General features: G+C 68.2%; 23 protein-coding genes and 1 pseudogene. 15 read left to right on the top strand and 9 right to left on the bottom strand.

The genetic code is table 11. The annotated features are described in order from the left end of the window. Nucleotides 1-109 precede the first annotated feature (109 nt). Together ACXAHD_RS12050 and ACXAHD_RS12045 are read right to left on the bottom strand one after the other, a co-directional pair. Complete coding sequence (locus ACXAHD_RS12050) at nt 110-3,235, bottom strand: AfsR/SARP family transcriptional regulator (RefSeq protein ID WP_281553662.1); 3,126 nt, start codon at nt 3,233-3,235, stop codon at nt 110-112. 863 nt (nt 3,236-4,098) lie between these two features. After that, nucleotides 4,099-4,722: a chitobiase/beta-hexosaminidase C-terminal domain-containing protein gene (locus ACXAHD_RS12045; protein ID WP_281567402.1), complete on the bottom strand. Its 624-nt coding sequence runs from the start codon at nt 4,720-4,722 to the stop codon at nt 4,099-4,101. Between the two features lie 92 nt (nt 4,723-4,814). Between ACXAHD_RS12045 and ACXAHD_RS12040 the strand changes: the two genes are divergently transcribed. The 3 genes from ACXAHD_RS12040 (at nt 4,815) to ACXAHD_RS12030 (ending at nt 6,718) form a co-directional block, all read left to right on the top strand. Continuing rightward, nucleotides 4,815-5,327 (top strand): hypothetical protein, encoded by a 513-nt coding sequence (locus ACXAHD_RS12040; RefSeq protein WP_281553661.1) that lies wholly within the window; start codon nt 4,815-4,817, stop codon nt 5,325-5,327. A 73-nt stretch (nt 5,328-5,400) separates the two neighbouring features. Further along, the gene (locus ACXAHD_RS12035; protein WP_475050467.1) at nt 5,401-6,273 is read left to right on the top strand and encodes a hypothetical protein; all 873 of its coding nucleotides are present in this window, start codon (nt 5,401-5,403) and stop codon (nt 6,271-6,273) included. Then, nucleotides 6,257-6,718, top strand: a complete 462-nt coding sequence (locus ACXAHD_RS12030; protein WP_281553659.1) for a type II toxin-antitoxin system VapC family toxin — start codon at nt 6,257-6,259, stop codon at nt 6,716-6,718. Before ACXAHD_RS12035 ends, ACXAHD_RS12030 begins: the two co-directional genes overlap by 17 nt. Before the next feature lie 91 nt (nt 6,719-6,809). On the opposite strand, the gene ACXAHD_RS12025 is transcribed toward ACXAHD_RS12030, so the two are convergent. Next, nucleotides 6,810-7,046: a GntR family transcriptional regulator gene (locus tag ACXAHD_RS12025; protein WP_281555475.1), complete on the bottom strand. Its 237-nt coding sequence runs from the start codon at nt 7,044-7,046 to the stop codon at nt 6,810-6,812. Nucleotides 7,047-7,192: 146 nt separating this feature from the next. Between ACXAHD_RS12025 and ACXAHD_RS12020 the strand changes: the two genes are divergently transcribed. Genes ACXAHD_RS12020 through ACXAHD_RS11990 form a run of 7 tightly spaced genes read left to right on the top strand, consistent with a single transcriptional unit; the run spans nt 7,193 to nt 9,496 of the window. Then, nucleotides 7,193-7,486, top strand: a complete 294-nt coding sequence (locus tag ACXAHD_RS12020) for a DivIVA domain-containing protein (protein ID WP_475050474.1) — start codon at nt 7,193-7,195, stop codon at nt 7,484-7,486. Continuing rightward, nucleotides 7,483-7,725, top strand: a complete 243-nt coding sequence (locus tag ACXAHD_RS12015; RefSeq protein WP_475050461.1) for a hypothetical protein — start codon at nt 7,483-7,485, stop codon at nt 7,723-7,725. Before ACXAHD_RS12020 ends, ACXAHD_RS12015 begins: the two co-directional genes overlap by 4 nt. Further along, nucleotides 7,718-7,921: a hypothetical protein gene (locus ACXAHD_RS12010; protein WP_281553657.1), complete on the top strand. Its 204-nt coding sequence runs from the start codon at nt 7,718-7,720 to the stop codon at nt 7,919-7,921. Before ACXAHD_RS12015 ends, ACXAHD_RS12010 begins: the two co-directional genes overlap by 8 nt. Next, nucleotides 7,911-8,132, top strand: a complete 222-nt coding sequence (locus ACXAHD_RS12005; RefSeq protein ID WP_475050459.1) for a hypothetical protein — start codon at nt 7,911-7,913, stop codon at nt 8,130-8,132. The genes ACXAHD_RS12010 and ACXAHD_RS12005 overlap by 11 nt, the downstream gene beginning before the upstream one ends. Further along, nucleotides 8,132-8,323 (top strand): hypothetical protein, encoded by a 192-nt coding sequence (locus tag ACXAHD_RS12000; RefSeq protein WP_475050456.1) that lies wholly within the window; start codon nt 8,132-8,134, stop codon nt 8,321-8,323. The genes ACXAHD_RS12005 and ACXAHD_RS12000 overlap by 1 nt, the downstream gene beginning before the upstream one ends. 40 nt (nt 8,324-8,363) lie before the next feature. Continuing rightward, a complete protein-coding gene (locus ACXAHD_RS11995) occupies nt 8,364-9,212 on the top strand; it encodes a hypothetical protein (protein ID WP_475050454.1) in 849 nt (282 codons plus the stop codon). Then, nucleotides 9,209-9,496, top strand: coding sequence for a hypothetical protein (locus ACXAHD_RS11990; RefSeq protein WP_281553654.1), 288 nt, complete (start codon nt 9,209-9,211; stop codon nt 9,494-9,496). Before ACXAHD_RS11995 ends, ACXAHD_RS11990 begins: the two co-directional genes overlap by 4 nt. A 20-nt stretch (nt 9,497-9,516) precedes the next feature. Here ACXAHD_RS11990 and ACXAHD_RS11985 read toward each other — a convergent pair whose 3' ends face one another. After that, nucleotides 9,517-10,512 (bottom strand): AAA family ATPase, encoded by a 996-nt coding sequence (locus tag ACXAHD_RS11985; RefSeq protein WP_475050471.1) that lies wholly within the window; start codon nt 10,510-10,512, stop codon nt 9,517-9,519. A 249-nt stretch (nt 10,513-10,761) separates the two neighbouring features. Here ACXAHD_RS11985 and ACXAHD_RS11980 point away from each other — a divergent pair, with 249 nt between their 5' ends. Continuing rightward, nucleotides 10,762-13,311: a GmrSD restriction endonuclease domain-containing protein gene (locus ACXAHD_RS11980; protein WP_475050450.1), complete on the top strand. Its 2,550-nt coding sequence runs from the start codon at nt 10,762-10,764 to the stop codon at nt 13,309-13,311. Between the two features lie 10 nt (nt 13,312-13,321). Beyond that, nucleotides 13,322-14,140, top strand: a complete 819-nt coding sequence (locus tag ACXAHD_RS11975) for a UvrD-helicase domain-containing protein (RefSeq protein WP_281553652.1) — start codon at nt 13,322-13,324, stop codon at nt 14,138-14,140. Here the strand turns inward: ACXAHD_RS11975 and ACXAHD_RS11970 are convergent. Continuing rightward, nucleotides 14,035-15,282, bottom strand: coding sequence for a glycosyltransferase (locus tag ACXAHD_RS11970; RefSeq protein WP_281553651.1), 1,248 nt, complete (start codon nt 15,280-15,282; stop codon nt 14,035-14,037). The two genes, ACXAHD_RS11975 and ACXAHD_RS11970, sit on opposite strands and share 106 nt — an antisense overlap. A gap of 24 nt (nt 15,283-15,306) precedes the next feature. Beyond that, nucleotides 15,307-15,894: a tetratricopeptide repeat protein gene (locus tag ACXAHD_RS11965; RefSeq protein ID WP_281553650.1), complete on the bottom strand. Its 588-nt coding sequence runs from the start codon at nt 15,892-15,894 to the stop codon at nt 15,307-15,309. Between the two features lie 522 nt (nt 15,895-16,416). Here ACXAHD_RS11965 and ACXAHD_RS11960 point away from each other — a divergent pair. Next, nucleotides 16,417-18,387, top strand: coding sequence for a hypothetical protein (locus tag ACXAHD_RS11960; RefSeq protein ID WP_475050446.1), 1,971 nt, complete (start codon nt 16,417-16,419; stop codon nt 18,385-18,387). Nucleotides 18,388-18,886: 499 nt separating this feature from the next. On the opposite strand, the gene ACXAHD_RS11955 is transcribed toward ACXAHD_RS11960, so the two are convergent. From ACXAHD_RS11955 to ACXAHD_RS11945, 3 genes and pseudogenes are all read right to left on the bottom strand, one after another. Beyond that, the gene (locus ACXAHD_RS11955; RefSeq protein WP_475050443.1) at nt 18,887-19,975 is read right to left on the bottom strand and encodes a Gfo/Idh/MocA family protein; all 1,089 of its coding nucleotides are present in this window, start codon (nt 19,973-19,975) and stop codon (nt 18,887-18,889) included. A 12-nt stretch (nt 19,976-19,987) separates the two neighbouring features. Next, complete coding sequence (locus ACXAHD_RS11950) at nt 19,988-21,166, bottom strand: Gfo/Idh/MocA family protein (protein WP_475050440.1); 1,179 nt, start codon at nt 21,164-21,166, stop codon at nt 19,988-19,990. 55 nt (nt 21,167-21,221) lie between these two features. Beyond that, nucleotides 21,222-22,160, bottom strand: a pseudogene (locus ACXAHD_RS11945) (extracellular catalytic domain type 1 short-chain-length polyhydroxyalkanoate depolymerase); the annotation flags it as partial. A gap of 158 nt (nt 22,161-22,318) precedes the next feature. Here ACXAHD_RS11945 and ACXAHD_RS11940 point away from each other — a divergent pair. Together ACXAHD_RS11940 and ACXAHD_RS11935 are read left to right on the top strand one after the other, a co-directional pair. Beyond that, nucleotides 22,319-23,449 (top strand): LacI family DNA-binding transcriptional regulator, encoded by a 1,131-nt coding sequence (locus tag ACXAHD_RS11940; protein ID WP_281553647.1) that lies wholly within the window; start codon nt 22,319-22,321, stop codon nt 23,447-23,449. Between the two features lie 57 nt (nt 23,450-23,506). Next, entirely contained in the window at nt 23,507-25,369 is a 1,863-nt protein-coding gene (locus tag ACXAHD_RS11935) for a prolyl oligopeptidase family serine peptidase (protein WP_475050437.1), read from the top strand. The last annotated feature ends 5 nt before the right edge of the window (nt 25,370-25,374 follow it).

The raw sequence follows: 25,374 nt of genomic DNA, 5'->3' as shown, positions 1-25,374 counted from the left end.
CTCGCCCCCAATCGCCTTGTTTCTGTTCTGCTACAGGGGAGAGGGGGGAAGGACTACCTTCGCCGAGAACGACGAGGTGGGTCGCCCTGTACAGACAAAACCCACACCGTCACCGGCGGCCGGCCCGCTGCGGTGCGGCGAGTTCCAAGGCCGACCGGCTGGACCGGATCTGGTCCAACCAGCGCGCGGCCTGTTTGGAGTCCAGCTCGGCCAGCAGTCGCGCGGCCCGTTCCAGACTGTCCGCCGCCTCGGAGAGGTTGTCGTTCATCGCGTGCAGGTCACTGAGCACGCTCAATGTCCGCGCCTGCCAGAGCACCGAGCCGAGGTCCTCGAACAGCCGGCTCGCGCCGGCCAGGTACTTCGCCGCGGCGACGGTCCTCCCGGCGGCCAGGCACAGCTCGCCCAACGCGTACAGCGCCTCCCCTTCGACGAGCCGTTCCCCGACCCGCCGGGCCAGGTCCAGAGCGTGCAGCAGGGTCTGCTCGGCCCGCTCCGGCCGTCCGTCGCGGGTGTCGACGATACCGAGGCCGTAGAGCGCGTACACCTCGCCGATCCGGTCACCGATGTTGCGTACGATCAGCAGGACCCGGTGCAGCGCCTGCCGGCTCAGCTTGATCTGCCCGGTGCTCAGATGAAGATGGGCGAACTGGTGCACCACCTGGGCCTCGCCGCGCAGACACCGCACCTTGAGGCAGATGGTCAGCGCCTCCTCCAGCAGTGACCGGCCACGCTCGGTCTCCCCCTCGTCGATCCAGAACTTGGCGACGCTGCGCAGGATCTGCGCCTCGCCCATCTCGTCACCGACGGCGCGCAGCGCGGTGAGAGATCGCTCGTAGTTGCTCAGCATCGCCGAGGTGTCCCCGCGCAGCCCTTCGATCAACGCCACGTTGCGCAGCACCAGCCCGCAGCCGTGGGTGTTCTGCTCACTTCGGAAGATCGACAGCGCCGCGGCGAAGTACTCCCCGGCGGTGGCGAGCCGCTTCTGGAACATGTGCAGCGTGCCCAACGAGTAGAGCATGGCTGCCTGCCCGTTGCGGTTGCCGGCCTGGGTGGTCGCCGCCAGCCCGATTTCCGCGCTCTCCCGCCACAACTCGTAGTAGCCCTTGCTCTCGAACAGGGTCACCGAGGTGAGGGCCAGATCCCAGCAGTGGTCGTGCATCCCGTACGCGGCGGCCTGTCGGATGGCCGCGACGATCGCGAACCGCTCGTTGTCCCACCAGTCCCGCTCGGCGCCCCACCAGTCCAGTGCGGACCTGGACGACGGACCCTGGCACGACGGACGCCACCGAGGGGCGCCTCCGTGCAGCAGGGTGAAGTCGCCGCCGTACTCCTTGCGGTGCGCCTCGTCGGAGAGGGTGAGCCAGGCACCGAGAACGCGGGCGACGGCGGCGTCCCGCTGCGCCGGACTATCGGTGGCGCTGAGCATCTCCTGGGCGTAGACCCGGATCAGGTCGTGGCAGCTGTAGCGGACCCGGTTGCCGGCGTACTCGACGGTGTCGAGCATGCGGGCGTCGACCAGGCTCTCCAGCAGGTCGACCGCGTCCAGCAGGTCGGTGTCCAGCAACGCCGCCGCCATCCAGGCCGGAAAGTCGCGTACCTGGACCAGGGCGACGAGGCGGAACAGCCGCTGCGCCCGCGCCGCCAGGCTCCGGTAGGTGAGGGCGATGCTGGCCCGCAGCTCCAGTCCTCCGTGCGAGAACTCGTCCAGCCGGCGCGCCTCGTTGCCCAGCCGGCGGACCAGATCGGCGATCCGCCAGTGCGGGCGTGACGCCAGCCGTGCGCCGGCGATCCGCAGCGCCAGGGGCAGGCCGTTGCAGAAGCGGATCAGCTCCAGCGCCGCCGGCTCCTCGGCGCGGGCCCGGTCATCACCGACGATCTTGTGTAACAGTTCCATCGACCGGGCGGCGTCGAAGGGTGCGACATCGACGCGCAGCGCCCCGGGAAGCCAGGCCAGCCGTCGGCGGCTGGTCACGATGACCGCGCAGGTGGGGCTGCCGGGGAGCAGCGGAAGGATCTGCTCTTCGCAGGTGACGTCGTCGAGCACGACCAGCACCCGGCTGCCCGCCAGCGTGCTGCGGTACAGCGTCGCGCGTTCCTGGAGATCGTCGGGGATCGTGGAACCACTCACCCCCATCGCCCGGAGGAATCTGGCCAGCACCGCACCCGCGTCGCTGCCCTGCGGGTTCTGGAACTCGCCGTACAGATGGCCGTCGGGAAACTGATCGGCAATCTCGTGTGCCACCCGGAAAGCGAGACTCGACTTTCCCACACCGCCCACACCGGAGATAGCGACGATCCGCATCGAGTACGGCGCCAACTCATTCGACGACTCGCCGGTCAGCGCCTCCTTTATCCGTCCTATCAGCGAATCACGCCCAGTGAAGTCGGCGATGCTGAATGGCACCTCGTGCGGCACGATCGGCTGAATCGACGACGATTTCCCGTCGACTCCGGCATCTATCACCGGCCGGGGCACGATGGGCTGTTGATCCAGCGCCGGGTCACGATTCAGAATCGCCCGTTCCAGGTCCTGCAGTTCCTGCCCCGGCTCGATGCCGAGTTCCTTCACAAGCACGGCGCGCGCGTGCCGGCGGACCTCCAGCGCCTCAGCGGGGCGCCCCGAGCGGTACTTGGCGAGCATCAGGTAGCCGTACAGCCGTTCCCGGAGCGGATACTCGTGCACCAGCGCGGTCAACTCGTTGACGACCTCCCCGTGGCGGCCAAGGGCGAGGTCGAGCCGGACCCGCTCCTCAAGGGTTGACAGCCGCTGGTCGTCCAGCAGCACGGCCCCCCGGCGAACCAGCCCGCTGTGGATGTCGGCGAGCGCCGGCCCCCGCCACAGGTCGAGTGCCTTACGCAACGTCGTGGCCGCGGCGGCGATCCGTCCGTGTTCGGTCTGCTGGCGCGCCTGCGCGACGAGGTCGGCGAACAGCTCGCTGTCCAGTTCGTCCCCGGACAGGGTGAGCAGGTAGCCGTGCGGATGGGTCCGGATGACGTCCGGCCGCCCGGCGGTACCGAACAACTTCCGCAACAAGGAAATGCAGGTCTGCACCTGGCCGCGGGCGGTCGACGGCGGGTCGGTATCCCACACTGCCTCGACAAGTTGCTCGACGGTGGTCACACGGTTCACGCTGAGCGCCAGCATTGCCAGAATGGCACGCTGCCGCGGCCCACCAATATCCAGTGATCGACGGCCGCCTATCAACTCCAGTGTGCCGAGAAGTTTGACATGCATATCGCGACGAACCCCCGCAGTCGAGCACCCTTCGCACATCACACCATACACGCGCTACCTTTCAGGCACCAGCACCCTATTACGGCCGCATATCCGCATATGTCCCAGATCGAATACCCCACCCACGACGCCGCCGACCGAGGGGTTTGCCACCGGTCAGATTCGACAAATGCCGCCGCAACCCCACACAGGGAATAGCCTGAGTCACCGACAAGCCGCGTCACAACTCCGATCAGCACAAGAATCGTCACCCACAGTAAGTGGACAACGGCAGGGTCGGCGCATCTGACAAATCACCGACCGTACTGCGAAAGTTGATGCCTGGTTTATCCGCTAGGTGCAGCTAAACTGTATATGTCGACGTCCGGCGCCGGCCCGGGCCACGGCCGGGCCACGGCCGGGCCACGGTCCGCCGCCCAGCCGGCGAACAGCGCGAACCAGTCCCCGGTCCCCGTCGACCCCTGCAGGAGGGACCGTGCCGCGCCGTGGGCGAGGCCTGCCGACTCAGCCCGCCACCCGCAAACCTGGGCACCGACGGGGAGAATTCAGACGGACATGTCACACCCGCCTGACCGGCGGCGTCGCGAACACCTGAATGACATCGATATCATCAGCGCCGATCGACACCAGCCTCGGGAATCGACCAGTAACTGAATGTCAGCCGGCGGATCGCAGACGTGACCGGCTTGCCCATCGATGGATGTTCCGGCTGACGTCGAGCAGACGCCTGGCCTGCGGCGTCGCGCGTACCTGAATCGCCTTCATCGCCCGACGAGGCGAACAGACGCGACAAGCAGGCGGCCCCGGATCCGGCCACAACTGTCGTCGAAGGCCGAAACCGGGGACACGATGGACTGACCCGATCAGTACGCGGTGCAGGTCACCGCCGACGAAGTGCTCGTGCCGTTCCAGGTGGCGATGAAGCCGAAACTGGTGCTGGCACCGGCAGCGAGCCGACCGTTGTAGTCGACGTTGCGCGCCGTGACGGTCGGGCGAAGTACATCGCGGTACCGGGCGCCCCGGCCGCCGTCCCGCCGACAAACGCCCGGGCCCGCAGCTGGGTGGAGCGGGTGAAGCGCAGCGCAGGCCCCGGAGTAGAGCGTGGCCTGTGCTGTCGGCAGCTGACCGTTGGTGGTGTAGCGGATCTGTGCGCCGCTGACCGTGGTACTCAGCGACACCGCGACCTCACCCTGGAAGGTGCCACTGTGCACCGAGAACTGGATGTCGCCGACCAGGTCCTCGGCCGCGTCAGCGGCCGCGATCTGGTCGGCCGCAGCGAGCGGACCGCTGCCAGACTGGCCGCTACCGGTCTTGTCAACGCCGGTTTGGTCGACGCCGGTACCCCGGTCGCTGCCGGCGACGGGTTCGGCGCCGGCCGGCGGTGAGTGGGAGACGAGCAGCCCGGCGACCAGAGTGGCCGCGAACGCGACTCCCACGGCGCGGACGGCCGCCGGCGCGGCCCCGGTACTAGGGACGGTTAGACGCACGATGCCTCCTGTTCGATGTGGCGTACGACGGTCGGCGTCAGGTGCGTCGCCGGGCCCGACGGCCGATTCGACGGCACAGGGATGCCGCAGAAGTGCCGACGCAGGGCGCGTCGCCACGGGCCGTCCGGCAGGTCCGGCCGCAGCGCGGCCAGGCCGGTCGCGTACTTGGAGATGCGCATCGGTCGGATGCAGCCGCGCCACAGCAACCGGTCGGCGGCAGCGTCAGGCTCGCCGACCCGCACTGCCAGCGCAGCTCGGTGTCGATGGAGCCATTCCACTGGAACGAGGACCGACGTGCACGGATTCGTGCCGAGCTAGACGCCTTCTTCTTTCACCTTTACGGGATCGCTCGCGACGACGTCGACTACATACTCGAGACCTTCCAGTCTGAGACCGGCGGCCTCAAGAACAACGAGATCGCCAAGTACGGCACCTACCGCACCAAGGACCTAGTGCTTGCCGAGTACGACCGCATGTCACCCGCCGGACCGAGCCTGGAACATCCGCTCGTCGACGGCGAGAACTACACCTCGACCTTGACCCCTCCACCCGGCTACGGCCCCCGTCACACCGCTGCGCCGCATACTTCCGAAGTCGGCAAGTGACTGCGTAGAACCGACACAGGCCCCCTAAAGGGCATTAGTGGCTTTCGGCGCGTGCCGGTCTACTTTCTACCGGATGTCGGTCACCACGCAAGCCGATCTGATGTGCGAAGCTAGGCGCATGCGCACGGAGCTGGACGTGACGCTGAGCGGCCCCGTGGGGGGGATGGACGCTCGGCAAGCTCTGGTACGCCTGGAAGAGGTACTTGACCTGCTCGCAGACCTGGAAGACGCCGACCGGAGACGTCCCGTCGGTCAGCGGCGGGTGCCGAGAAGCACCTGGACCTTTGCCCGGCTGGGGCTGGGAAGCGTACGAGCAGCACTGGCTCCCCTGGAGCCAGGACCGGGCGCAACCTTCGACGAACTGGACGCGCTGAACGTTCGCGCTGTCGATGGCTTCGAGCAGGTCGAAGGTGCGGAGCTGCTGCCCGATGGTTGGGGCGTCAACGCTGCACGCACCGCGCGTCGGCTTGCCGGCCGCCTTGGAGCGACACCCGACACGGGGATGAAACTCTCCCTCATCGTCGACGGCCAGGTCCGCAAGTCGGTGGCGGTGACCAAGCGCGCTTCGGTCAACCTCGACCGAGCGCTGAAAGTACGCCGAGAGTCGATCGGCTCGGTATCTGGCTCGATCGACTCGATGAGCGTGCGCACAAAGCCATTCCTTGGTCTCTGGTCGCCCCGTGGAGAAGGCCGGATCAAAGTTGACCTGCCACCGCAGCTCGTCGAAGCCGCGAAGCAGGCACTCGGGCACAACGCTGCGGTCCGTGGCCGGATCAAGCGCAACGCGGCAGGCCAGATCCTGGGGATGAGGGCCACCAGCATCGAAATCCTGCCGGCGGTGGCCGATGCTCCCCCCCTACTAGGACTCGTCGGCGCAGACCCAGACCTGACCGGTGGGCTCAGTCCTCTCGCCTACCTGGAGGAAGTGCGTGAGCAGGCCCGATAAGCCAGATAGCGTCTACCTTGATTCCTGCGGCTTGATTTACGTCCTCACTCGGTATCCGGGATACGAGCCGATCGAACGCCTCCTGGCGTTGTCCGACGCTGGCCAGCTGACAATCATGATCTCGCCGCTGAGCCTGGTGGAAGTGCGCGGCCAAGGCAGGGCGTCGTTCGACGCGGCCAAGGACAAGCAGGCACGCTCCCTCGTCGACAACCCCCGCTTCCTCATGATCGAGTTCGATCGCGAGGTCGCTGTGAAGGCGAGAGATATGGTACGGCGCTTCAAGCTGAAGAACTTCGATGCGATCCACTTGGCCTCGGCCGTTGTTGGACAGGCAGACACGTTGATGACCTACGACAAAGGGTTTCCTCAGGGCCAGAGCGTTGACGGGGTCTGGGTCGACGAGCCGTACACCTACGGCGGACCGGATCTCTTCACAGATCGATGACGCACCGGGCAGCCGGCGCATCAGACGCCGGAACCAGTGGCTGTCGCGATGACCTACCGCCTGACACAGGTCTCCGTAGCTCGATCGTTGACTACGAGTCCTGTTCGGGCGGCTCAGCCACAAAGACGCCGATACCGGTGCGACCGATCAGCTCGTCCAACTCGATCATGGAGTCGACGGCACGGCGTACGGTCATGTGACTGGTGTCGTACTCGTCGGCCAGCAGCCGGACCGACGGAAGCTTGCTGCCCGGCGGGTAGATTCCGGCCCTGATCTTCGCCCGCAGATCATCCCTGATCTGGCGCCAAAGCGGCTGGGCGTACGGCATAGGTACAGCCAAGCAACCATCCTGTCCTCCGTCCCCAGCATCCCCTTGCTGTCTTTACAGGCTTTATAGGTCTGGTAGGCTCGCCGTCGTTGTCATCGACGTTCGGGGAGGAAGTCGTGGAGCAGCGGAGCAGGCGGGGGCGGGTAGTGCCTCGGCAGGGCGTACTCGTGGAGCCGTGGCAGGTCAGGGCGATGCAGTTCGACACCCGGTGGCGTGGGCTGGACCCGGCGGCGGTGTACGCGTACCTGCGGCAGCTCGCCGACGAGCTGGACCGACTCACCCGGCAGGCCGCCGTCGACCGGGCCGAAGCCGACCGGCTGCGCGAAGGGCTGCGGCAGTGGCGGCAACGCCACGTCGGCTGCCGGTTCAACGACCCGCCCGCCGGCGTCTACCGCTCGGAGCACCAGCGCCAGACTGGCGGCAACGAAGGCCACTGGTGAGCGACGAACCGCGCTGGACCATCCACCTGCCGACCCGGCTCACCGACATCGAGGCCGCCGCCCGGTTCGCCGCCGCGCTGCGCGACTCGCTGGCCCACCTCGACGTCGTCGACTTCGCCGAAACCACGCTGTCGGCCACCGACCGCCCGTCGCTGCGTACCCGGGTATGGGGTGACCTCGACCCCGACCCAGCCGGCGGCGACCCGGTCAGCGACCGCACCGCGCCGGCCGATGACTGACCCCATCCCCCGCCAGGTCGAGATCGACCACCTGACGGAGCTGGTCGACCGGCACGCACCGCGCGTCGGCGGCTGCGCCTGCGGCGACCCGCTCACCCCCACCGGGCGGTGCTGGCGCACCGAGGTCGCGCTCAGCCGGCTCCGTGACCTCGGCGTCCAGGTCGTCGCCGCCGACCAACCGGAGGATGCCCGATGAGCATGCACGTCCCCGTCCGCCCAGCTGGGCCTGCGCCGGCTGCGGCCACGCCTGGCCGTGCCTGGACAGCCGACAACAACTCACAATCGAGTACGCCGACGCCCGCGTCTCCCTGTCGGTCTACCTCGCCACCAACATGGTCGAAGCGATGACCGACCTGCCCGCCGGGTCGCGCGGCGACCTCTACTGGCGGTTCCTCGGCTGGCTGTAATGTCGATTCTGCTTCCCGGCGACGAGCCGATGCACTACGAGGACGGCTCACACCGCTGGATCCCGCCCGATCCGGACTATGACCAGGCGACCTGGGACGACCAGGTACGCGAACACCAACGCGAGCACCGCAGCCGCCCGGACCCGCCGCCGCCCCGCTACCGTCCAATCCGGAGAACCGCCGCCGGGTGAGCCTGCCCGGCCGGACACCAGCAGGAGGAAGGTGGTCGACATGCGCCAGGCTGCGATCCTGCGACGGGTGGCCGCCGCAGCCCGTCCCACGACCGTTGCCGGAGCATGGCCGGCGGCGGCATCCGCTGTCGGCACCCTGGTCGCGGTGCTGGTGCTGGCCCGCCAGGCGCGCCCCGTCGTCGAAGCCGCCGCCTGGTCGTGGCGCTTCGCCGAGCAGGCCCCGACCACCATCGTCGGCCCGATCGGCGTGGCCCGGCTGGCCGGCTGGGCGCTGCTGGTCGCGGCACTGGTCGCCGGCTGGCGTACGGCCGCCGCGCTCGGCGCGTGCGCCGCCGTACTGGCCGAGCTGGCGGTGCTGGCCACCGGGGTACGCGACCATGCAGCACCCGGTTGGCACCTCCTGCTCGCCGTGGTCGTCGCCGTCCCGCTGTGCGGGTCACTGCTGCTTGCCGCCCGTGATGGCTGCGATCAGCGACCGCTTCCGGGACGGTTCTGGGCCGCAGCGGCCGCGATGGGGCTGTGTGCATCGCTCAGCGCCGCTGGCGCGCCGCTGGTGGCGGATCGTTTCGGCAACACCGTGGCGATCAGCACCATTCCAGTGGCGCGCATCGGGTTTGGCGCTCTGGCCGTGGTGGCGCTGTTCAGTCTCGTCGCGGTACTGGCGCTGCCGGTTGCCGTACGCCGCCGGGCGGTGGTGCTGCTGGCAGCCGTGGCTGCGTTGCTGGCGACGACGCAGCTCGGCTATGACGAGGCGTTCATGTCAATGCTCGACTACCCGGTCCTGCGCGACCAGCCAGCCATGGCGTTGGCGCTGGCCGCCGTGGCAGCGACCGTGGTGCTGACGCTCGGCACACTCGCGGTGCGTTCAAGGGAAGGAGCGAGCAGGTGACACCGACACCCCTTGGCGATGCTCGGCGAGACCTCGCGGAGATGCTGCCCTGGACGAAGTACCTGCCGGACTCCGATGTCGAGCAACTACTTGGGGAGTTGAGCGCCCTGACGCGGGACGTAGGGTCGCTGTCGGCGCTGGATTCGACGACCACTCTGCTCGCGCAGTGGCGGCACACGGCGGAGGTCTACCGCGAACCGGCGCTGCTGGAAATCATCAGCCGGGAGCCGGAGGGCGACTTCGGAGCGGTCGAGCCACCGGGAGGTGACCTCAGATCACCCTGACCTTGTCGAGGAAGAACCTGTCAACCCGAATACACCGGTGAACCACAGCTCGCCGAGCCCGACCTCGCCATGCAGTTCCCGTTCCATGGCCCGCACCGTGTCCGGGTCGATCGCGGGGATACGCGACGCGGCGGCGCCGGGTCGTAGAGCAGAGCGAGCAGCGCAAGAGCCCGGATCGAGCCGTACGACGCCTCCTGCAAGGTCGTCGCACCCGGCAGCCCGCGCTCCACCAGGGTGAGTACGGTCCCCTCACCGGCACCACCGATCGGCCGGAACTGCAGTGCCTCCAGACCCGGGATGAAGGCTCGCGCATCGCGCTGCAGCGCGGCGAACTGGTCGCTGTGCTCATCGGCCAGGTAGGCGAGGAACGACGCCAGGTTGCTGGCGTCGTTGGCCAACTGCCGACTGCGCTGCTCCGTCGACGGCAGGCGGGCCGCAGCCACGTCGATGTCGAACACCCGGAAACTGGCGAACATGTCAGCGAGCGCTTCGACCTGCTCGCCGCCCTCCTCGGCACTGAGTTTGGGCAACGTCGACAAACCCAGCGAACCCTCGCGCAGACTGGCTCTCCGCTCCCCACCCTCGGGGCCGTGGAAGGTGACCTGGTTGCCGGAGACCGCGATACGCCGGCCCGGTCCGGCGGTCCGTTTGAAGGCGAATGTCTCGGACCGCAGCAGGTAGTAGCGGTCGGTCTGGCCGCGTAGCTTCCCCCGGGACACACCGAGCTGGTAGTTGTCGGTGGCTCTTAGATTGCTGTTCTTGGTGACAGCGGCTTCCACCTCGATGGTGATGCTGGGCCGCTGGTCGCCACCGCCCCGGAACAGTACCCGGTCGAAACCACCGCGTCGCTCCAGCGCGGGCCCGAGGTCCTCCCGGGTGGCGTCGCCGAGGAAGGCGATCACGTCGAGGAGGTTGGACTTACCGGCGCCGTTGGGTCCGACGAGTACGTTGAGTGCGGCGAGCCGCACCTCCACCGCCCGGAGGCTGCGAAAGTTGCTCACCTTGAGCCTGAGCAGGTACGGGGGATGTCGGACGGCCGCGGCAGCAGGCTACCCGCTTGGCGCAGCGCCGCCAGCCAGGCGCAGCAAGTTGCCCGCTTCGAATTCCCGAGGACACAGCCAGTCGCCCTCCGAGGTGTCCGATAACCGCATTCGGCGGGCCGAACGAACACCCGACAACTCGTACGGCTGGCCGTTGTCCATTGACGCGCACTCTGGTTGCATTGCCCGGGTTCGAGGGGTGTGCACACTAGACGGGAGTCGCCGATGGTCGCGGCGCAGGAGACGACGCTGCAGAAGTTGCTCGAAGGCACCAAGCAGTACCGGGTGCCGTTGTACCAGCGGACGTACTCGTGGTCCGAGCATCAGTGCAAGCGGCTCTGGGAGGACATCAAGAAGCTCGCCGAGGACCGCCGCGCGGACCCGGCCGCCAGCCACTTCATCGGCTCGGTGGTGCTGGCACCCAGCCCGGAGATCGGCCCGGTCGGGGTGCAGGAGTTCCTGGTCGTCGACGGGCAGCAGCGCCTCACCACGCTGTCGATCCTGCTCTGCGCCATCCGGGACCACCGGGCCGAGACCGAGGATCCGATGCACCGGGGGCGGATCGAGCAGCTGTACCTGGTCAACCAGTTCGAGTCCGATCCGCACCGGCTCAAACTCGTACCCACCCAGGCCGACCGGGACGCTTACCTCGCCTGTGTGGAGTCGACTCCGCAGGTCGGCGGCAGCGACCACGTCGGTTCGGCGTACCGCTTCTTCGCCAGCCGGCTGAGGGAGTACGACGACGTCGAGGACCCGTTCGACATCGCGCGGATCGAGAACGCCGTCATCACCGGGTTGGCGCTGGTGGCGGTCACCGCGCAGGCCGGCGACAACGTCTACCGGATCTTCGAGTCGCTGAACAATACCGGCCTGCAGTTGACCCAGGCCGACCTGCTGCGCAACTACCTTTTCATGCGGCTGCCGACCCGGGGCGAGACCGTCTACAAGTCGCTGTGGTTCCCGCTGCAGGATACCCTCAACCGGGAGGACCTCGAGCTGCTCTTCTGGCTCGACCTGGTGCAGCGCAACGGCCGTGCCAAGCAGACCGACATCTACGCCGCGCACCAGCTGCGGCTCAACGCGATGCGCGGCGAAGCGGAGATCGAAGCGGAGGTACGCCGGTTCAGCCACCTCGGCGCGCTGCTGAAGATCATCCTGCACCCGGAGAGCGAGCCAGACCCCGAGGTCCGGCGGCGGCTGACCCGGCTGCATGCCTGGGGCGCCACCACCGTCTACCCGCTGCTGCTGCACCTGCTGGACCGCCGTGCGCAGGGCACCGCCACCGCCGGGCAGGTCATCGCGGCCATGCGGTACGTGGAGAGCTTCTTCGTCCGCCGCCTGGTGATCGGTCGGGCGACCGCCAACGTCAACCGGATCCTGATGTCGATCGTCACCGAGATGGACGCGAAGCTCCCGGTCGACGAAGCGGTCCGGGCGTACTTGTCGACTGGCCGTAAGCACTACGCAACCGACGCGCAGATCCGCTCGTCGACCAGGACCATCCCCTTCTATCTCAACGGACGCGCGCATCAGCGCAACCTCGTACTTCAGTGGTTGGAGGAGGCGCACCGCAGCAAGGAGCCGGTGGCAGCCGACACGCTCACCATCGAGCATGTGCTGCCGCAGACGCCGACCGCGCAGTGGCGGCAGATGCTCAACGACGACCTCGGGCCCGACGAGAACTTCACCGACGTGCACGAGTCGCTGGTGCACACGATCGGCAACCTGACCCTCACCGGATACAACTCCGAGCTGGGCAACAAACCGTTCGACGCCAAGAAGGCCGCGTTGGCGAAGAGCCCGATCGTGCTCAACCGGGACATCGCCCAGCAGGAGCGGTGGGGGCGGCCGGAAATCCAGGCCCGCAGCGAGGCGCTCGCCGAGCAGATCATCTCGCTCTGGCCGGGTCCGGTCGAGGCCTCCCGCGACAACGACTCCGACGTGCCGTGGGACGTGATGAACCGGGCCCTGGCCGAGCTGCCCGCCGGTTCGTGGACCACGTACGGCGACGTGGCCGCGCTGATCGGCAGCCACCCGGTGCCGGTCGGGACGCGGCTGGCGAACCATCCGGTGCCGAACGCACACCGGGTGCTGCAGACCGGCGGCACCGTCTCACCGGGCTTCCGCTGGCCCGATCCGGCCCGTACCGACGACCCGCTCGACCTGTTGCGGGCCGAAGGGGTCGAGTTCGATGGCAGTGGGCGCGCCGCCCCGGAGCAGCGGATCCCGCTGGACGAGCTGGCCCAGCTCGCCGGGCTCAGCACCGATGATCTGCCGCGCCCCCGGTCACCGCGATCCAGCGCGGCGCACGCCGAACGCTTCAACACTCAGCTGGCCCAGCTGCAGGACCCGCCGGTGGTCGCCGCCGTGCAGGCTGTTCGCGACGGCTGGACCGCGCTCGGCGGCCGCCTGCTCTACGGCACCGGCGACGAAACGTCGTGCTTTCTCATCGCACGCGGCAAGGACCATCGGCTCGGCAGCATCTGGCCGGCGACGATCTACCCGAGTGGCAAGTTCGAGATCGTCTTCCAGCATCTCAAGAACCGGATGCCGTTCGACGACATGGCGCTGCGTGAGGAGTTCCGGCAGCGGCTCAACAAGATCCCCGGGGTGTCCATCGCGGCGGCCCGGATCGGGCTACGGCCGGGTTTGCGGCTGTCGGTACTCGCCGACCCGGCGGCCCGTGAGCTGCTGATCGAGCAGCTCGACTGGTTCTACCAGCAGGCGCAACCGCCGGCCGAGGACGACGCCGACGAGGGTGAACAGTTGAGCTGACCGCCAGGCTGTGGAGGCGCTGCGCGCCGAGTTGGCCGCCGCTGGTGCCACCACCCACCTGCAGTTGTGCGCCGACGCGGCGCGGCTGCTCGCCGATGGCGACACCGGCGCCGCCGAGGACGCGTCTCTGCGGTTCGACCACGTGGTGGTTGACGAGGCGCAGGATCTGCACCCAGCGGAGTGGCGGGTGCTGTGGGCAGCGGTGCCGGCCGGTCCGGACGACACCTTCCTCACCGGCGATCCGCATCAGCGGATCAACGACGCGAAAGTGTCGCTGGCCGCGCTCGGGATCCGTACCGCCGGGCGCAGCTTCCGGCTGCGAATCAACTACCGCAGTACGGCGGAGATCCTCACCTGGTCGACCGGGCTGCTCGACGGGGACGGCCGCGACAACCTGACCGGCTACCGGTCGCTGCTGCGAGGTCGGCGGCCGACGGTAGCCGGGTTTCCGGACGAGCCGGCCGAGGCGGCGGCGCTGGTGCAGCGGGCCCGCGAGTGGCTCGACCGGGGCGTACGGCCGGCAGAGGTCGCCGGCTGCACCCGGTTCAAGGCCAGGCTGGACCCGGTGCAGGCGGCGTTGGCCGAGGCCGGCATGCACCCGCGCCCGCGAAGCGCTGCATGTGTCGTGGACGGGCCAACCGAGTCAATTCCTCCCGCGATAGCTTGTGTCCGGGGTTCGCGCGGCCGCCTTGGGCAGGGCCGGCTTCTCCGGCAACCGCCACGTCAGACCGCCAACAGCCCCCCGTTTCGCACCTCGTCCTTGATCGCGATCAGGTTGGCCGCCACGTACGGAATGTGGTGCGCGCGGTGCCAGTCGGTCGGGAAGTAGGTAACCAACCTGGACACCTGAAAACGGCACGTAATCTCCGGTACGTACTTGGCGTACTGCTGGTCCGTGAAGTACCAGAACGAGTTCTCGTTGTAGAAGGCAACATGCGTCGGGTCCTGGAACGCGCCCCTGCCGTCGCTGCTCGGCGTCAACGACAACAGCATCCCGCCAGGCGCCAACAAGCGGTACAGCTCGTTGAACAACGCGATCTTGTCCGGGATGTGCTCCAGAAAGTCACTCGCCCGGATCACTCCAACGCTGCTGTCCGGCAGATCCAGGCCCTTGGTGATGTCACAGATCATGTCCACCTCAGGTCCGGCGTGGACATCGACACCTTGGTAACCTTCGACCTTGTTGTGTGCCGCACCCAGGTCGAGCGCAAGCAGACCCTGCCGCTTGGCCCACGCCAGCGCATTCAACTGCACGTTGCGATCATATACCTCCACTGTCCGTTGCTGAATCCGGGCGTTCATCTCCGGCACGCGCTGCGTATTTCCTGCATGCATCCGTTGAAGGTAGAGACACTCCGGGATGTGATGAAAATCCGCCAGCTGATACATGCGACACATGAGGTCGGCATCGTCAGCAACGTCAAGCGACTCGTCGTACCCGCCGGACTTCTCGTAGATGTCGCGGCGAAATGCTCGCACGTGATTCGGCGCGTACCAGATGTAGCTCACATTGTGCGGCGTCGGCGGCAGCGCCATGCAGGCCAGCACTTCGCAGCCATCAACCCGGACGTCCCGATATCGCCAACCATGATCAGCAGAGAAACGACTGTCGTCGCGACTACCGTCCTCAGCGATCTGGGCGGTGTCGCTGTAGACCAGGCCGACCTCCGGATTCTCGTCGAAGGCATCAACCACCTTTTCGAGGCAGTCGCTAGCAAGAAGATCGTCGTGGTCCAACTCGACGAGTATGTCGCCCGACGCCTCCGCACAGGCCCGCTTCTTGACCGCACCAACGCCCGACACCTCATCCTGCACCACCAGGCGAATTCGCTGATCCGGCACCTCGGGCCGCCAGCGGTTCCCTTGGTTCAGAACGATGACCCACTCCCAGTCGTCGAACGTCTGCGCTTGCAGCGACTGATGGCACTCATCCAGAAACCGGGTCCGATTACTACCAGTAAAGACCGTCACAGATGGCTTTCTCATTCCACTCACTCACTCACTGACCCGGGTAGCCTCATCAGCGTCGTCGCGGTACTCTTCAGGGACACCCTCCAGCAGCGCCCCGTCGAGCCGCACCGCCTCTCCGAACGCCTCACGAGCCTCGACTTCGTCACCCTCGCTCACCAACAACAGCCCCAACCGCAGGTATGCGGTGGAAGCTTCGCCATCAAGCTCGACGATCTGTCGATATAGATCAATTGCAGATGATCGATCGTGACTCTCGAGCGCGATGGCCTTGTTGAAAAGGGCCGGCTTGTAGAAAGGATCAGCTTCCAATGCTTGATCGTAGCTATCGATTGCCTGGGCGATCCTGTCCTGCGACTGCGCGATGTAGCCCAGATTATACCAGGCCAACATGTTGTTTTCGTCGACAGCAAGAACCTGCTCGAACGTTTGTTTAGCCTTCTCGATATCCCCGGCCTGACCTTCCTCGACGCCCTTCTCGACGAGGGCAACAGGATCCTCACCGATTGCACCGACGGGTTTTTTGCCTCCACCCTGGTCCGCAGTACACGCCGGCAGCCCTGCAAGCAACACGGCACCACACGCGAGTGAGCTAAACATCGTCTTCATCTTCATGAGACAACCTTCCTGCAACTCGAATACTAAGAATTGGCACGACGTCCACTCGGACGTGTACTACTCGACATCAACACAAACGACATAGACCATCCCGCCACCGTCACCCAGCTCGGCCTGCCAGCCGCTTGGTGTTCCAACCGCAGGAACAGGCCGACTGGTCTCAACACCTGCTTGTGAGCTGAAGCCTCCGCCGGTGGCAACATCGCCCGCAGCGCACCGGGCTGTCACGAGACCGGCCCCGGCGGCCGTCACAGAGTTGACGTAGACACTGGTCAGTCCTGCACCGGAAGCACCTTGGGGACCTTGGGGACCCTGGAGACCGGCCTCGCCCCGCTCGCCCTGAGGGCCTGCTAGGTCATCATCGCCGGGCGGACCCTGCGGACCCTGCGGACCCTGCGGACCCTGCGGACCCTGCACGCCCTGGAAGCCTTGCGGGCCGGTATCCCCCTGAGCGCCCTGTGCCCCGGTCTCACCCTGCGGGCCCTGGAAGCCCTGAACACCCTGGGCCCCCTGCGCGCCTTGAGCGCCGGTGTCGCCCTGGGCACCTTGCACACCAGGTCCGCCTTGGGCACCTTGGAAGCCCTGAGCACCGGTGTCGCCCTGGGCCCCCTGGGCCCCCTGGGCGCCATCAGCACCCTGCGCACCCTGGAAGCCCTGCGCGCCCTGCACGCCTTGAGCTCCCTGCGCACCCTGCGCACCCTGCGCACCCTGCACGCCTTGAGCTCCCTGCGCACCCTGCGCGCCCTGAGCGCCCTGAGCGCCCTGGAAGCCCTGCGCACCTTGAGCTCCCTGAGCTCCCTGCACACCCTGCACACCCTGGAAACCCTGCGCACCCTGGAAGCCCTGCGCACCCTGCACGCCCTGAGCGCCATCAGCACCCTGCGCACCCTGCGCACCCTGCACGCCTTGAGCTCCCTGCGCACCCTGCGCGCCCTGAGCGCCCTGGAAGCCCTGCGCACCTTGAGCTCCCTGAGCTCCCTGAGCTCCCTGCACACCCTGGAAGCCCTGCGCGCCCTGCACGCCTTGAGCTCCCTGCGCACCCTGCGCACCCTGCACGCCTTGAGCTCCCTGCGCACCCTGCGCACCCTGAGCGCCCTGGAAGCCCTGCGCACCCTGGAAACCCTGCACACCCTGCGCACCCTGAGCTCCCTGCGCCCCTTGAGCTCCCTGCGCCCCTTGAGCTCCCTGCGCCCCTTGAGCTCCTTGAGCTCCTTGCACGCCCTGGAAGCCCTGCGCACCCTGCGCACCCTGGAAGCCCTGTGCCCCTTGAACGCCCTGCGCACCTTGCGCACCTTGCGCACCTTGAGCTCCCTGCGCACCTTGAGCTCCCTGCACGCCTTGCGCACCTTGCACACCTTGAGCTCCCTGCGCACCCTGCGCACCCTGCGCACCCTGGAAACCCTGCGCCCCTTGAGCACCCTGCGCCCCTTGAGCACCCTGCACACCTTGAGCGCCCTGGAAGCCCTGCGCACCTTGAGCGCCCTGCGCACCCTGCGCACCCTGTGCTCCCTGCGCACCCTGCGCACCCTGCGCACCCTGCGCACCCTGGAAGCCCTGTGCCCCTTGAACGCCCTGCGCCCCTTGAGCACCCTGCACACCCTGCGCACCCTGTGCTCCCTGTGCTCCCTGCGCACCCTGCGCACCCTGCGCACCCTGGAAGCCCTGTGCCCCTTGAACGCCCTGCGCTCCCTGCGCTCCCTGCGCACCCTGCGTACCCTGCGCACCCTGCGCGCCCTGGAAGCCCTGCGCTCCCTGCACGCCTTGAGCGCCCTGGAAGCCCTGCGCACCCTGCACGCCTTGAACGCCCTGCGCACCCTGCGCACCCTGTGCTCCCTGCGCACCCTGCGCACCCTGCACGCCTTGTGCTCCTTGAGCGCCCTGCGCACCCTGCGCACCTTGAGCTCCCTGCACGCCCTGGAAGCCCTGCGCACCCTGCACGCCTTGAACGCCCTGCACGCCTTGGAAGCCCTGCGCACCTTGCGCACCTTGAGCTCCTTGAGCGCCCTGCGCACCCTGCGCACCTTGAGCTCCTTGAGCGCCCTGCGCACCCTGCGCACCTTGAGCTCCCTGCACGCCCTGGAAGCCCTGCGCACCCTGCACGCCTTGAACGCCCTGCGCACCTTGCGCACCTTGAACGCCTTGTGCTCCCTGCGCACCCTGAGCACCCTGCGCGCCCTGGAAGCCCTGCACGCCCTGCGCACCTTGCGCACCCTGCACGCCCTGCGCACCTTGCGCACCCTGCGCACCCTGAGCTCCTTGAGCTCCCTGCACGCCCTGTGCTCCCTGCGCACCCTGCGCACCTTGAGCACCCTGCACACCCTGCGCACCCTGTGCTCCCTGCGTACCCTGCGCACCCTGCGCGCCCTGGAAGCCCTGCGCACCTTGAACGCCTTGCGCTCCCTGAGCTCCCTGCGCTCCTTGCGCACCCTGAGCGCCCTGCGGTCCTTGAGGGCCACGGCTCGGCTTGTGTCGACGCCATTCGTCTTCTGAGCGCTGCCAACCCTGCGGCCCAAGGCCCGGCTGCCAGCGTTCGCGATCGCCAATCGCCGGGTCGTCGCGCAGCGGCGCTGCGGGATACCAGACGGCACGGTGCCCATGCGGCCCAGGTGTGACGAGCGATGACTCCGCGCTGGGACGCACATCCTCCAACTGCCGGACCTCTGCCGCAGCGGCCGGCTGCACCACCGGCGTCAAGCTACCGGTCGTCGCGGCAAGCAGCAGGAGATAGCCCACCTTGGCCGGGGTTTGGGCTTGTTTCAGTCGTCGACGTAGGCGTCGCTCACTGGTCACAGCTACTCCCGCAGCGTCCCGAAGGTCAGTAGAAGTTCCTCGACGGGCGTTGGGGGGTCCCGCACTGCTCAAGACCATAAGCAAGCAGAAGCCTATATGTACTTATTATCCAAAAATATCTGTTATGAGGCTTCCTCGGCTTGATGCATCGCTCGGGAACCGGTCAGGGCTCCCAGAGCGATACACGGCGCCGAAGAAGTCAGCGGTCCACGGCGTGCCGGATCACCCTGGCCTGCTGCTGGGCACGGACGCTGAGCTCCGCCGCTTTGAACGCGTGGGCCTGGGTCATGGCGTTCTCGGTCCGGTGCAGGCAGTCGAGGATCAGCTGGCCGAAGTACGGATAGCCGACCTGACCGGCGGCGACCAGATGGTGCTCGCCCGTGCCGTCAACGAGGAAGACGTGCCCGGGGCCGGCGTCGGTCGCCACGTTGATGTACTTGCGCAGTTCGATGTAGCCGTCGGTGCCGAGGATGAAGGTGCGCCCGTCACCCCAGGTACGCAGCCCGTCGGGCGTGAACCAGTCCACCCGGCAGTAGCCGGTCGCGGTGCTGTTCAGCACCAGGCTGAGCTCGCCGAAGTCGTCGAGCTCCGGGTACTGGGGGTGGTTGAAGTTGCCGACGGTGGAATGGCTGATCTCGGCGTCGGTCGAGCCGGTGAAGTACAGCATCTGTTCGACGTTGTGGCTGCCGATGTCGCAGAGAATGCCGCCGTACTTCTCCTTGACGAAGAACCAGTCCGGGCGGCCGGCGGCGGACAGGCGGTGCGGCCCCAGGCCCATGACCTGCACCACCCGACCGATGGCACCCCGCTGGACGAGCTGACCCGCCAGCACCGCCGCCTCGACGTGGATCCGCTCCGAGTAGTAGACCGCGTACTTGCGTCCGGTGCGCGCGGTCGCCTCGCGCGCCTCAACCAGCTGTTCCAGGGTGGTGAGCGGGGCCTTGTCGGTGAAGTAGTCCTTGCCGGCCGCGATGACCCGCAGGCCGAGAGCGCACCGTTGCGAGGTGACGGCGGCACCAGCCACCAGGTGGACCGCGTCGTCGTCAAGGATCTCCGCCTCGTCACGCGCCACCCGCGCCTGCGGGAACCGCTGACGGTACGCGTCGACCTTGGCCGGGTCGGGGTCGTACACCCATTTGAGGGTGGCGCCGGCACCGAGCAGACCGGAACTCATGCCGTAGATGTGCCCGTGGTTGAGGCCGACCGCGGCGAAGACGAACTCCCCCGGTGCCACCACCGGGGTCGGTAAGGGATCCGGGGCGAACGTCGCCCCACTGACCTTCGTCACGTGTCCGTCTCCTCAGTTGTCGTGGTCGGCGGTGCCGCCGACGGTGATGGCACCGGGCAGGTCCCGCACCGCAACAGTCTTCTCGAAGAAACGCGGCGCACGCCGTATCAGGGTGCCGCGCTGATAGTAGGGATCGTCCGGGGACAGCGGGAGGGCCACCGGCCGGCGTTCGATCCCCGGTTCGTAGATCGCGGTGACCAGCTCGACCGCGTTGCGTCCGTCGGTGCCGCTCACCGCAGGTGCCACCCCGTCGCGGACCGCACGCAGGACGTCGCCGATCTGGCCGGTGTGCCCGACATGTGCCAACGGGCGGCGCGCCTGCGCAAGAGCATTGAGGTCGGCGAGCAGGTCCGGGTTGCCACCCGGGGTGGGGAACCCGTTCGGTGCACTGGTCTCGGCCGCTGCCCGCCATGGCTGGGAAACCCGAGCGTACGCGCCCTGAATGACGATCTCCTGTTCTTCGCCGTGGTGCACCACCGAGCTGGTGAGCTGGGCCAGCGCCCGGTCGTACTGCAGGATCGCGACGGACAGGTCCTCGACCTCGGCGTTGTCGTGCTGCGAGTTGACCAGCATCGCGGTGACCGCCGAGGGCCGACCGAGCATCCACATGGTTAGGTCGATGTGGTGGATGGCGTGGTTGAGGGTGCAGCCGCCGCCCTCGGACGCCCAGGTCCCCCGCCACCACAGGTCGTAGTACGGCCGCCCCCGCCACCACGACGAGTTGACCTGCACGTGTGACACAGGCCCGATGAGACCAGAGTCCAGCACCGCCTTCAAGGTGGCCATGTCGTCGCGGAACCGATTCTGCGCGACGACCGACAGAAGCTTGCCCGACTCCGTGGCGGCGGAGATCATCGCGTCGCACTCCTGCAACGACGGAGCCATCGGCTTCTCCACCAGGACGTTGACACCCGCGCGCAGGGCCGCGATGGTGATGTCGGCGTGCGTCGACGGCGGTGTCGCGATGCTGACCAGGTCCAACTCTTCGGCGGTGAGCAGGGCCCCGGCATCGTCGTAGACGCGGGCGTCGGTGAGATCGAAGGTCGTTCTGCGCTCCTGCGCCTTCGCCAGGGTCACGTCGCAGACGGCGGTGATCCGGCAGTCCTCCCCGAACTCCTGGTAACCGGCGATGTGCGTACCGGCTATGCCGCCCGCACCGATAATTCCCACCTTGAGCATGCTGTCCTCCATCGCGTACGGGTGGTGGGGCGTCCGTCCGGTCGGCCCCCCACCACCGTGGCGCACATCAGGCGACGGCGCAGGGGGGGGTGCCGTTCAGGGTGAACGAGCTGGGCCTACCACTGTTGCCGGAGTGGGTGGCCTGGAAGCCGATGCTCTGCGAGCCGTTCGGCGAGATGGTGGCCTTGTAGGACATGTTGCGGGCGGTGACCGCGCCGCTGCCGGTGTTGGCGATGGTCACCGAGGCGACCAGCCCGTTGTTCCACGCGTTCACCCCGTAGGTGACCCGGCAGGCCCCGGACGGCGGCGGCGTGGTGGGCGGAGCCGTCGTCGGCGGCGCCGTGGTGGGCGGAGCCGTCGTCGGCGGAGCGGTGCCGTCGAGGCCGAAGAAGCGGATCACCTGGGCGGCGTCGACCGGCAGGTTGTGCCCGGTGCCCTGCATGCTGATCGCCTCGACCGGGGCCATCCCGCCTGAGCTGCCGTACCGGGTGCGGGTGTAGTTGCCCTGCGGGCTGTCGGTGTAGGTCGGGGTCTGGCTCAGCCCGTGCACGTTGGTCCACTGCTTGATTTGCTCGGCGAAGTTCGGGTAGCGCAGCGTGTCGTCGTTGGTGCCGTGCCAGATCTGCATCCGGGGCCACGGGCCCGAGTAGCCGGGCAGGCTGTTGCGGACCGCGTCGCCCCACTGCTGGGGGGTACGGACGATCTGCCCGCCCGAGCACTGGCTGTTCCACTCGGAACCGCCGGTGGTGGCGAAGCAGGTGAACGGCACCCCGGCGAAGGACGCGCCGGCGGCGAAGACGTCCGGGTAGACGCCGAGCATCACGTTGGTAATCATCGCGCCGGACGAGACGCCGGTGGCGAAGATCCGGTTCGGATCGGTGTTGTAGCGCTGCTCCACGTAGCTGATCATCGACCGGATGCCGACCGGGTCGCTGCCGCCGCCCCGGTGACGGATGCTGCGGCGGCGGCCAGCATCTTGGCTATGAGTCTCATGTGGTTCCTGCGGAACGCACGCAGGATGGGATTCGACGCGGGGCTGCCCAGGCTCCCGCTTTACTCCGGCTCGAAACAGTTACTAGTATCGATAGATACGGTTCGAGATTCAAGGTCGGCGTCGGACCAACATCGAGACATGCGCATAGAAACGCTTCGACACTCCGTAGCATGAGCCGGGCGATGCCCCAGATCAAGCGGAAGGTTGGCGAATCGGTCGTGGACCACGCCCCCACCCACCCGGACCACCCACCGGCGACCGGTAGGCCGCCAGAAGGTCAGCGACGCGGACGCCGCCGTGGCGACCTTTCCGTCGCGACGATCGCCGAGCTCGCCGGCGTCTCGAAACCCACCGTCTCGAAGGTGCTCAACGGACGGTCCGGAGTGGCGCTGGAGACCCGCCGTCGAATCGAGGCACTGGTTCGCGAGCACGGCTACCAGCGGCCCGGCTCGGCCTCCCCGACCGCCGGCATCGAGGTCGTCTTCTATCAACTCGAGAGCCACCTGGCGATCGAGATCCTGCGCGGAGTGGAGCTGGTCGCCCGGACCGCCGAGCTCTCCGTCGGGTTCACCGAGGTGCAGGGCCGCACCCAACCGGGCCGGTCCTGGGCCGAGCAACTGCTGGCCCGCCGACCGGTCGGGGTGATCGCCGTCTACTCCGCGTTCACTCCGGAGCAGCACGCCCAACTCGCCGCCAGCGCCATCCCCCTGGTCGCGCTGGATCCGGTCGGCGAACCGGCCCACCCGACCCCGTCGGTCGGCGCCACCAACTGGAACGGCGGCATCACCGCGACCCGCCACCTGCTCGGCCTCGGGCACCGGCGGATCGCCGTGATCAGCGGCCCGCTGGACATGCTCGGTTCCCGCGCGCGGCTGGAGGGCTGCCGGGCGGCGATGGACTCCGTCGGCGTACAGCTGAAAGACGACCTGGTCCGCAGTGGCCGGTTCTTCTTCGAGGACGGTGAGACACACGGGCGTGACCTGCTCGACCGGCCCGATCGGCCGACGGCGGTGCTCTGCGGCAACGACCTACAGGCCCTCGGCGTCTACAGTGCAGCCTGGCGGCTCGGCCTGCGCATACCGGACGACCTGAGTGTGGTCGGCTTCGACGACATCGACAACGCCCGCTGGTGCTGCCCGCCGCTGACCACCGTGCGCCAGCCGCTGACCGAGATGGCGTCGACCGCCGCCGGGATGGTACTCGCGCTGGCCAACGGTGGCGTGTTGCCGCAACACCGGGTGGAGATCGGCACCACTCTCGTCGTCCGGGGCAGCACCGCACCCACGCCGGCGACCAGGTGATTCAGCCGACAGTCGAACATCTTCTTTACCAATAGAAGCAGATCAATTACGCTCGGTGTGGTACGCGACCCGATCGGGGTGGTTGTGAACACACCACACGTACCTGCCTTCGCTGCGCACCAGCCGACCAGGGCCGTCGAGTTGCACGACGACGGTGACCTTACCCAGGTCCTGACCTGGAACGTCGAGACAGACCGACGTCGAATTCGCACCGCCGCACCGAACGGGGTGTCCGCCTGCGACATCGAGCCCGACGGCCGGCACTTCTGGTGGTTCGACGCGGACCGGACCGACGTCGGTGTCTGGCGCCGCCAGCCGGTCGACCCCGGTCAGACGGAGACTGGTCGACTCGCAGCCGGTCGGGACACGGCCGGCCGGCCGCCGCTGGCGTTGACCGGGTTACCGCCCGGCCGGCAGCACGGCATCGCCTTCGACGCCACCGGCCGCCGCGCCGCGGTCTGCGTCGGCACCGGCCGGCAGACCCGCTGCTATGTGGGAGAACCGGGCGGACCGGGTCACCTGGTGGCGGTCAGCGCCGGCTACACCGCCCTGGTCGACCTGGCCGGCGACGGAAACACCATCGCGCTCGCCGCCCGGGCCGACGCCACGACGGCGGTCAGCGTCGTGCGGCTCACCGACGGACGGACCGACACCGTCGCCGGCAGCGACCAGCAGCGGATCTGGGCCCTGGAGTTCCGCCCCGGCGACCGACCCGATCCGGAACTGCTGATCGTCGTCGAGACGCCGAACCGATACCAGGTCGGCACCTGGCGGCGCGACCGCGGCATCGAACTGTCCAGCGGCCTGTCATACGAGTCGGAGATCACCGCCCACTGGTACGGCGACGACGGACGGATCCTCGTCCAGCACGACCGGGCCGGGCGCAGCCGGCTGCTACTGGCCGACCCCGGAACCGGCGAGCAGATCACCGTCGCCACCCCATCCGGCACCATCCTCGACCTGGCCGTCGCCCCCGACGGCGCGATCCACTACATCTGGACCAGCGACTCGGTGCCACCCCGCCGGTTGGTCACCCACCCCGGTACGGCCACCGCGCAGCCGGCCCGCCGGCCCCGACCCACCAACCACCCCGCCACCCCCGCCGGACGCACCGAACTGTGGACCGACCAGCCGTACGGGCGGATCCACAGTTTCCTGGCCACCCCAACCGGCACCGGACCATGGCCGACCCTGTTCCTGGTGCACGGCGGGCCGTACCTGCACGACCGGGACGCCTACGACCCGAGGGTGGAGCTGCTGGTACGCGCCGGCTACGCGGTGGCGCGTACCAACTACCGGGGATCAACCGGATACGGGCCACGGTGGCAGCGAAACTTCAACCACCGGGTCGGTCTGGCGCAGCTGGAGGACCTGGCCGCCGTACGCCGCAAGCTGCTCGACCTCGGCGTGGCCGAGCCGGGCCGGACCGGGCTGTGCGGCTACTCGTGGGGCGGCTACCTGGTGCTGCTCGCGATGGGCGTCGCGCCGGCCGACTGGGCGGTCGGTCTCGCCGTCTGCCCGATCGCCGACTACCCAGCGGCGCACCGGGGCGCCACCGCCGCGCTGCGTGAGGTCGACGACGAACTGTTCGGCGGCGGGCCCGACCACGTACCGCAGCGGTACCGCGCCGCAGACCCGACGACCTACCTGGACCGGGTCCACGGGCCGCTGTTCATCGCCGCCGCCACCGATGACGACCGCTGCCCGCCGGACCAGATCCGCCGCTACGTCGCCGCGCTGCGGCACCGGCGGGTGCCGCACCGGCTGCATTGGATGCCCGGCGGCCACCACGGCGACGCCGCTGGGCAGACCCGGACCTTCGACGAACTGCTCCGGTACGCCGACACGGTGTTCACGCCGACACGGTGCCGCGACCGGACCGAAGCCGGACGACCGAAGTGGACGGTCGTTCGTTCCTGACAGCC

It is taken from the genome of Micromonospora sp. ABR4_055 (assembly GCF_056160425.1).
The sequence above is the reverse complement of the archived record's forward strand: the minus strand, read 5'-3'. Positions and strand labels throughout refer to the sequence as shown.

Excerpts from the sequence above, each read along its gene's own strand:
- ACXAHD_RS12010 (WP_281553657.1), top strand. The coding sequence starts at position 7,718 with ATGACTGACCCCATCCCCCGCCAGGTCGAGATCGACCACCTGACGGAG.
- ACXAHD_RS11950 (WP_475050440.1), bottom strand. The coding sequence starts at position 21,166 with ATGGAGGACAGCATGCTCAAGGTGGGAATTATCGGTGCGGGCGGCATA.
- ACXAHD_RS11940 (WP_281553647.1), top strand. The coding sequence starts at position 22,319 with ATGAGCCGGGCGATGCCCCAGATCAAGCGGAAGGTTGGCGAATCGGTC.
- ACXAHD_RS11995 (WP_475050454.1), top strand. The coding sequence starts at position 8,364 with ATGCGCCAGGCTGCGATCCTGCGACGGGTGGCCGCCGCAGCCCGTCCC.
- ACXAHD_RS12050 (WP_281553662.1), bottom strand. The coding sequence starts at position 3,235 with ATGCATGTCAAACTTCTCGGCACACTGGAGTTGATAGGCGGCCGTCGA.
- ACXAHD_RS11965 (WP_281553650.1), bottom strand. The coding sequence starts at position 15,894 with ATGAAGATGAAGACGATGTTTAGCTCACTCGCGTGTGGTGCCGTGTTG.
- ACXAHD_RS12000 (WP_475050456.1), top strand. The coding sequence starts at position 8,132 with ATGTCGATTCTGCTTCCCGGCGACGAGCCGATGCACTACGAGGACGGC.
- ACXAHD_RS12025 (WP_281555475.1), bottom strand. The coding sequence starts at position 7,046 with ATGCCGTACGCCCAGCCGCTTTGGCGCCAGATCAGGGATGATCTGCGG.
- ACXAHD_RS12005 (WP_475050459.1), top strand. The coding sequence starts at position 7,911 with ATGCCCGATGAGCATGCACGTCCCCGTCCGCCCAGCTGGGCCTGCGCC.
- ACXAHD_RS12035 (WP_475050467.1), top strand. The coding sequence starts at position 5,401 with ATGTCGGTCACCACGCAAGCCGATCTGATGTGCGAAGCTAGGCGCATG.
- ACXAHD_RS11980 (WP_475050450.1), top strand. The coding sequence starts at position 10,762 with ATGGTCGCGGCGCAGGAGACGACGCTGCAGAAGTTGCTCGAAGGCACC.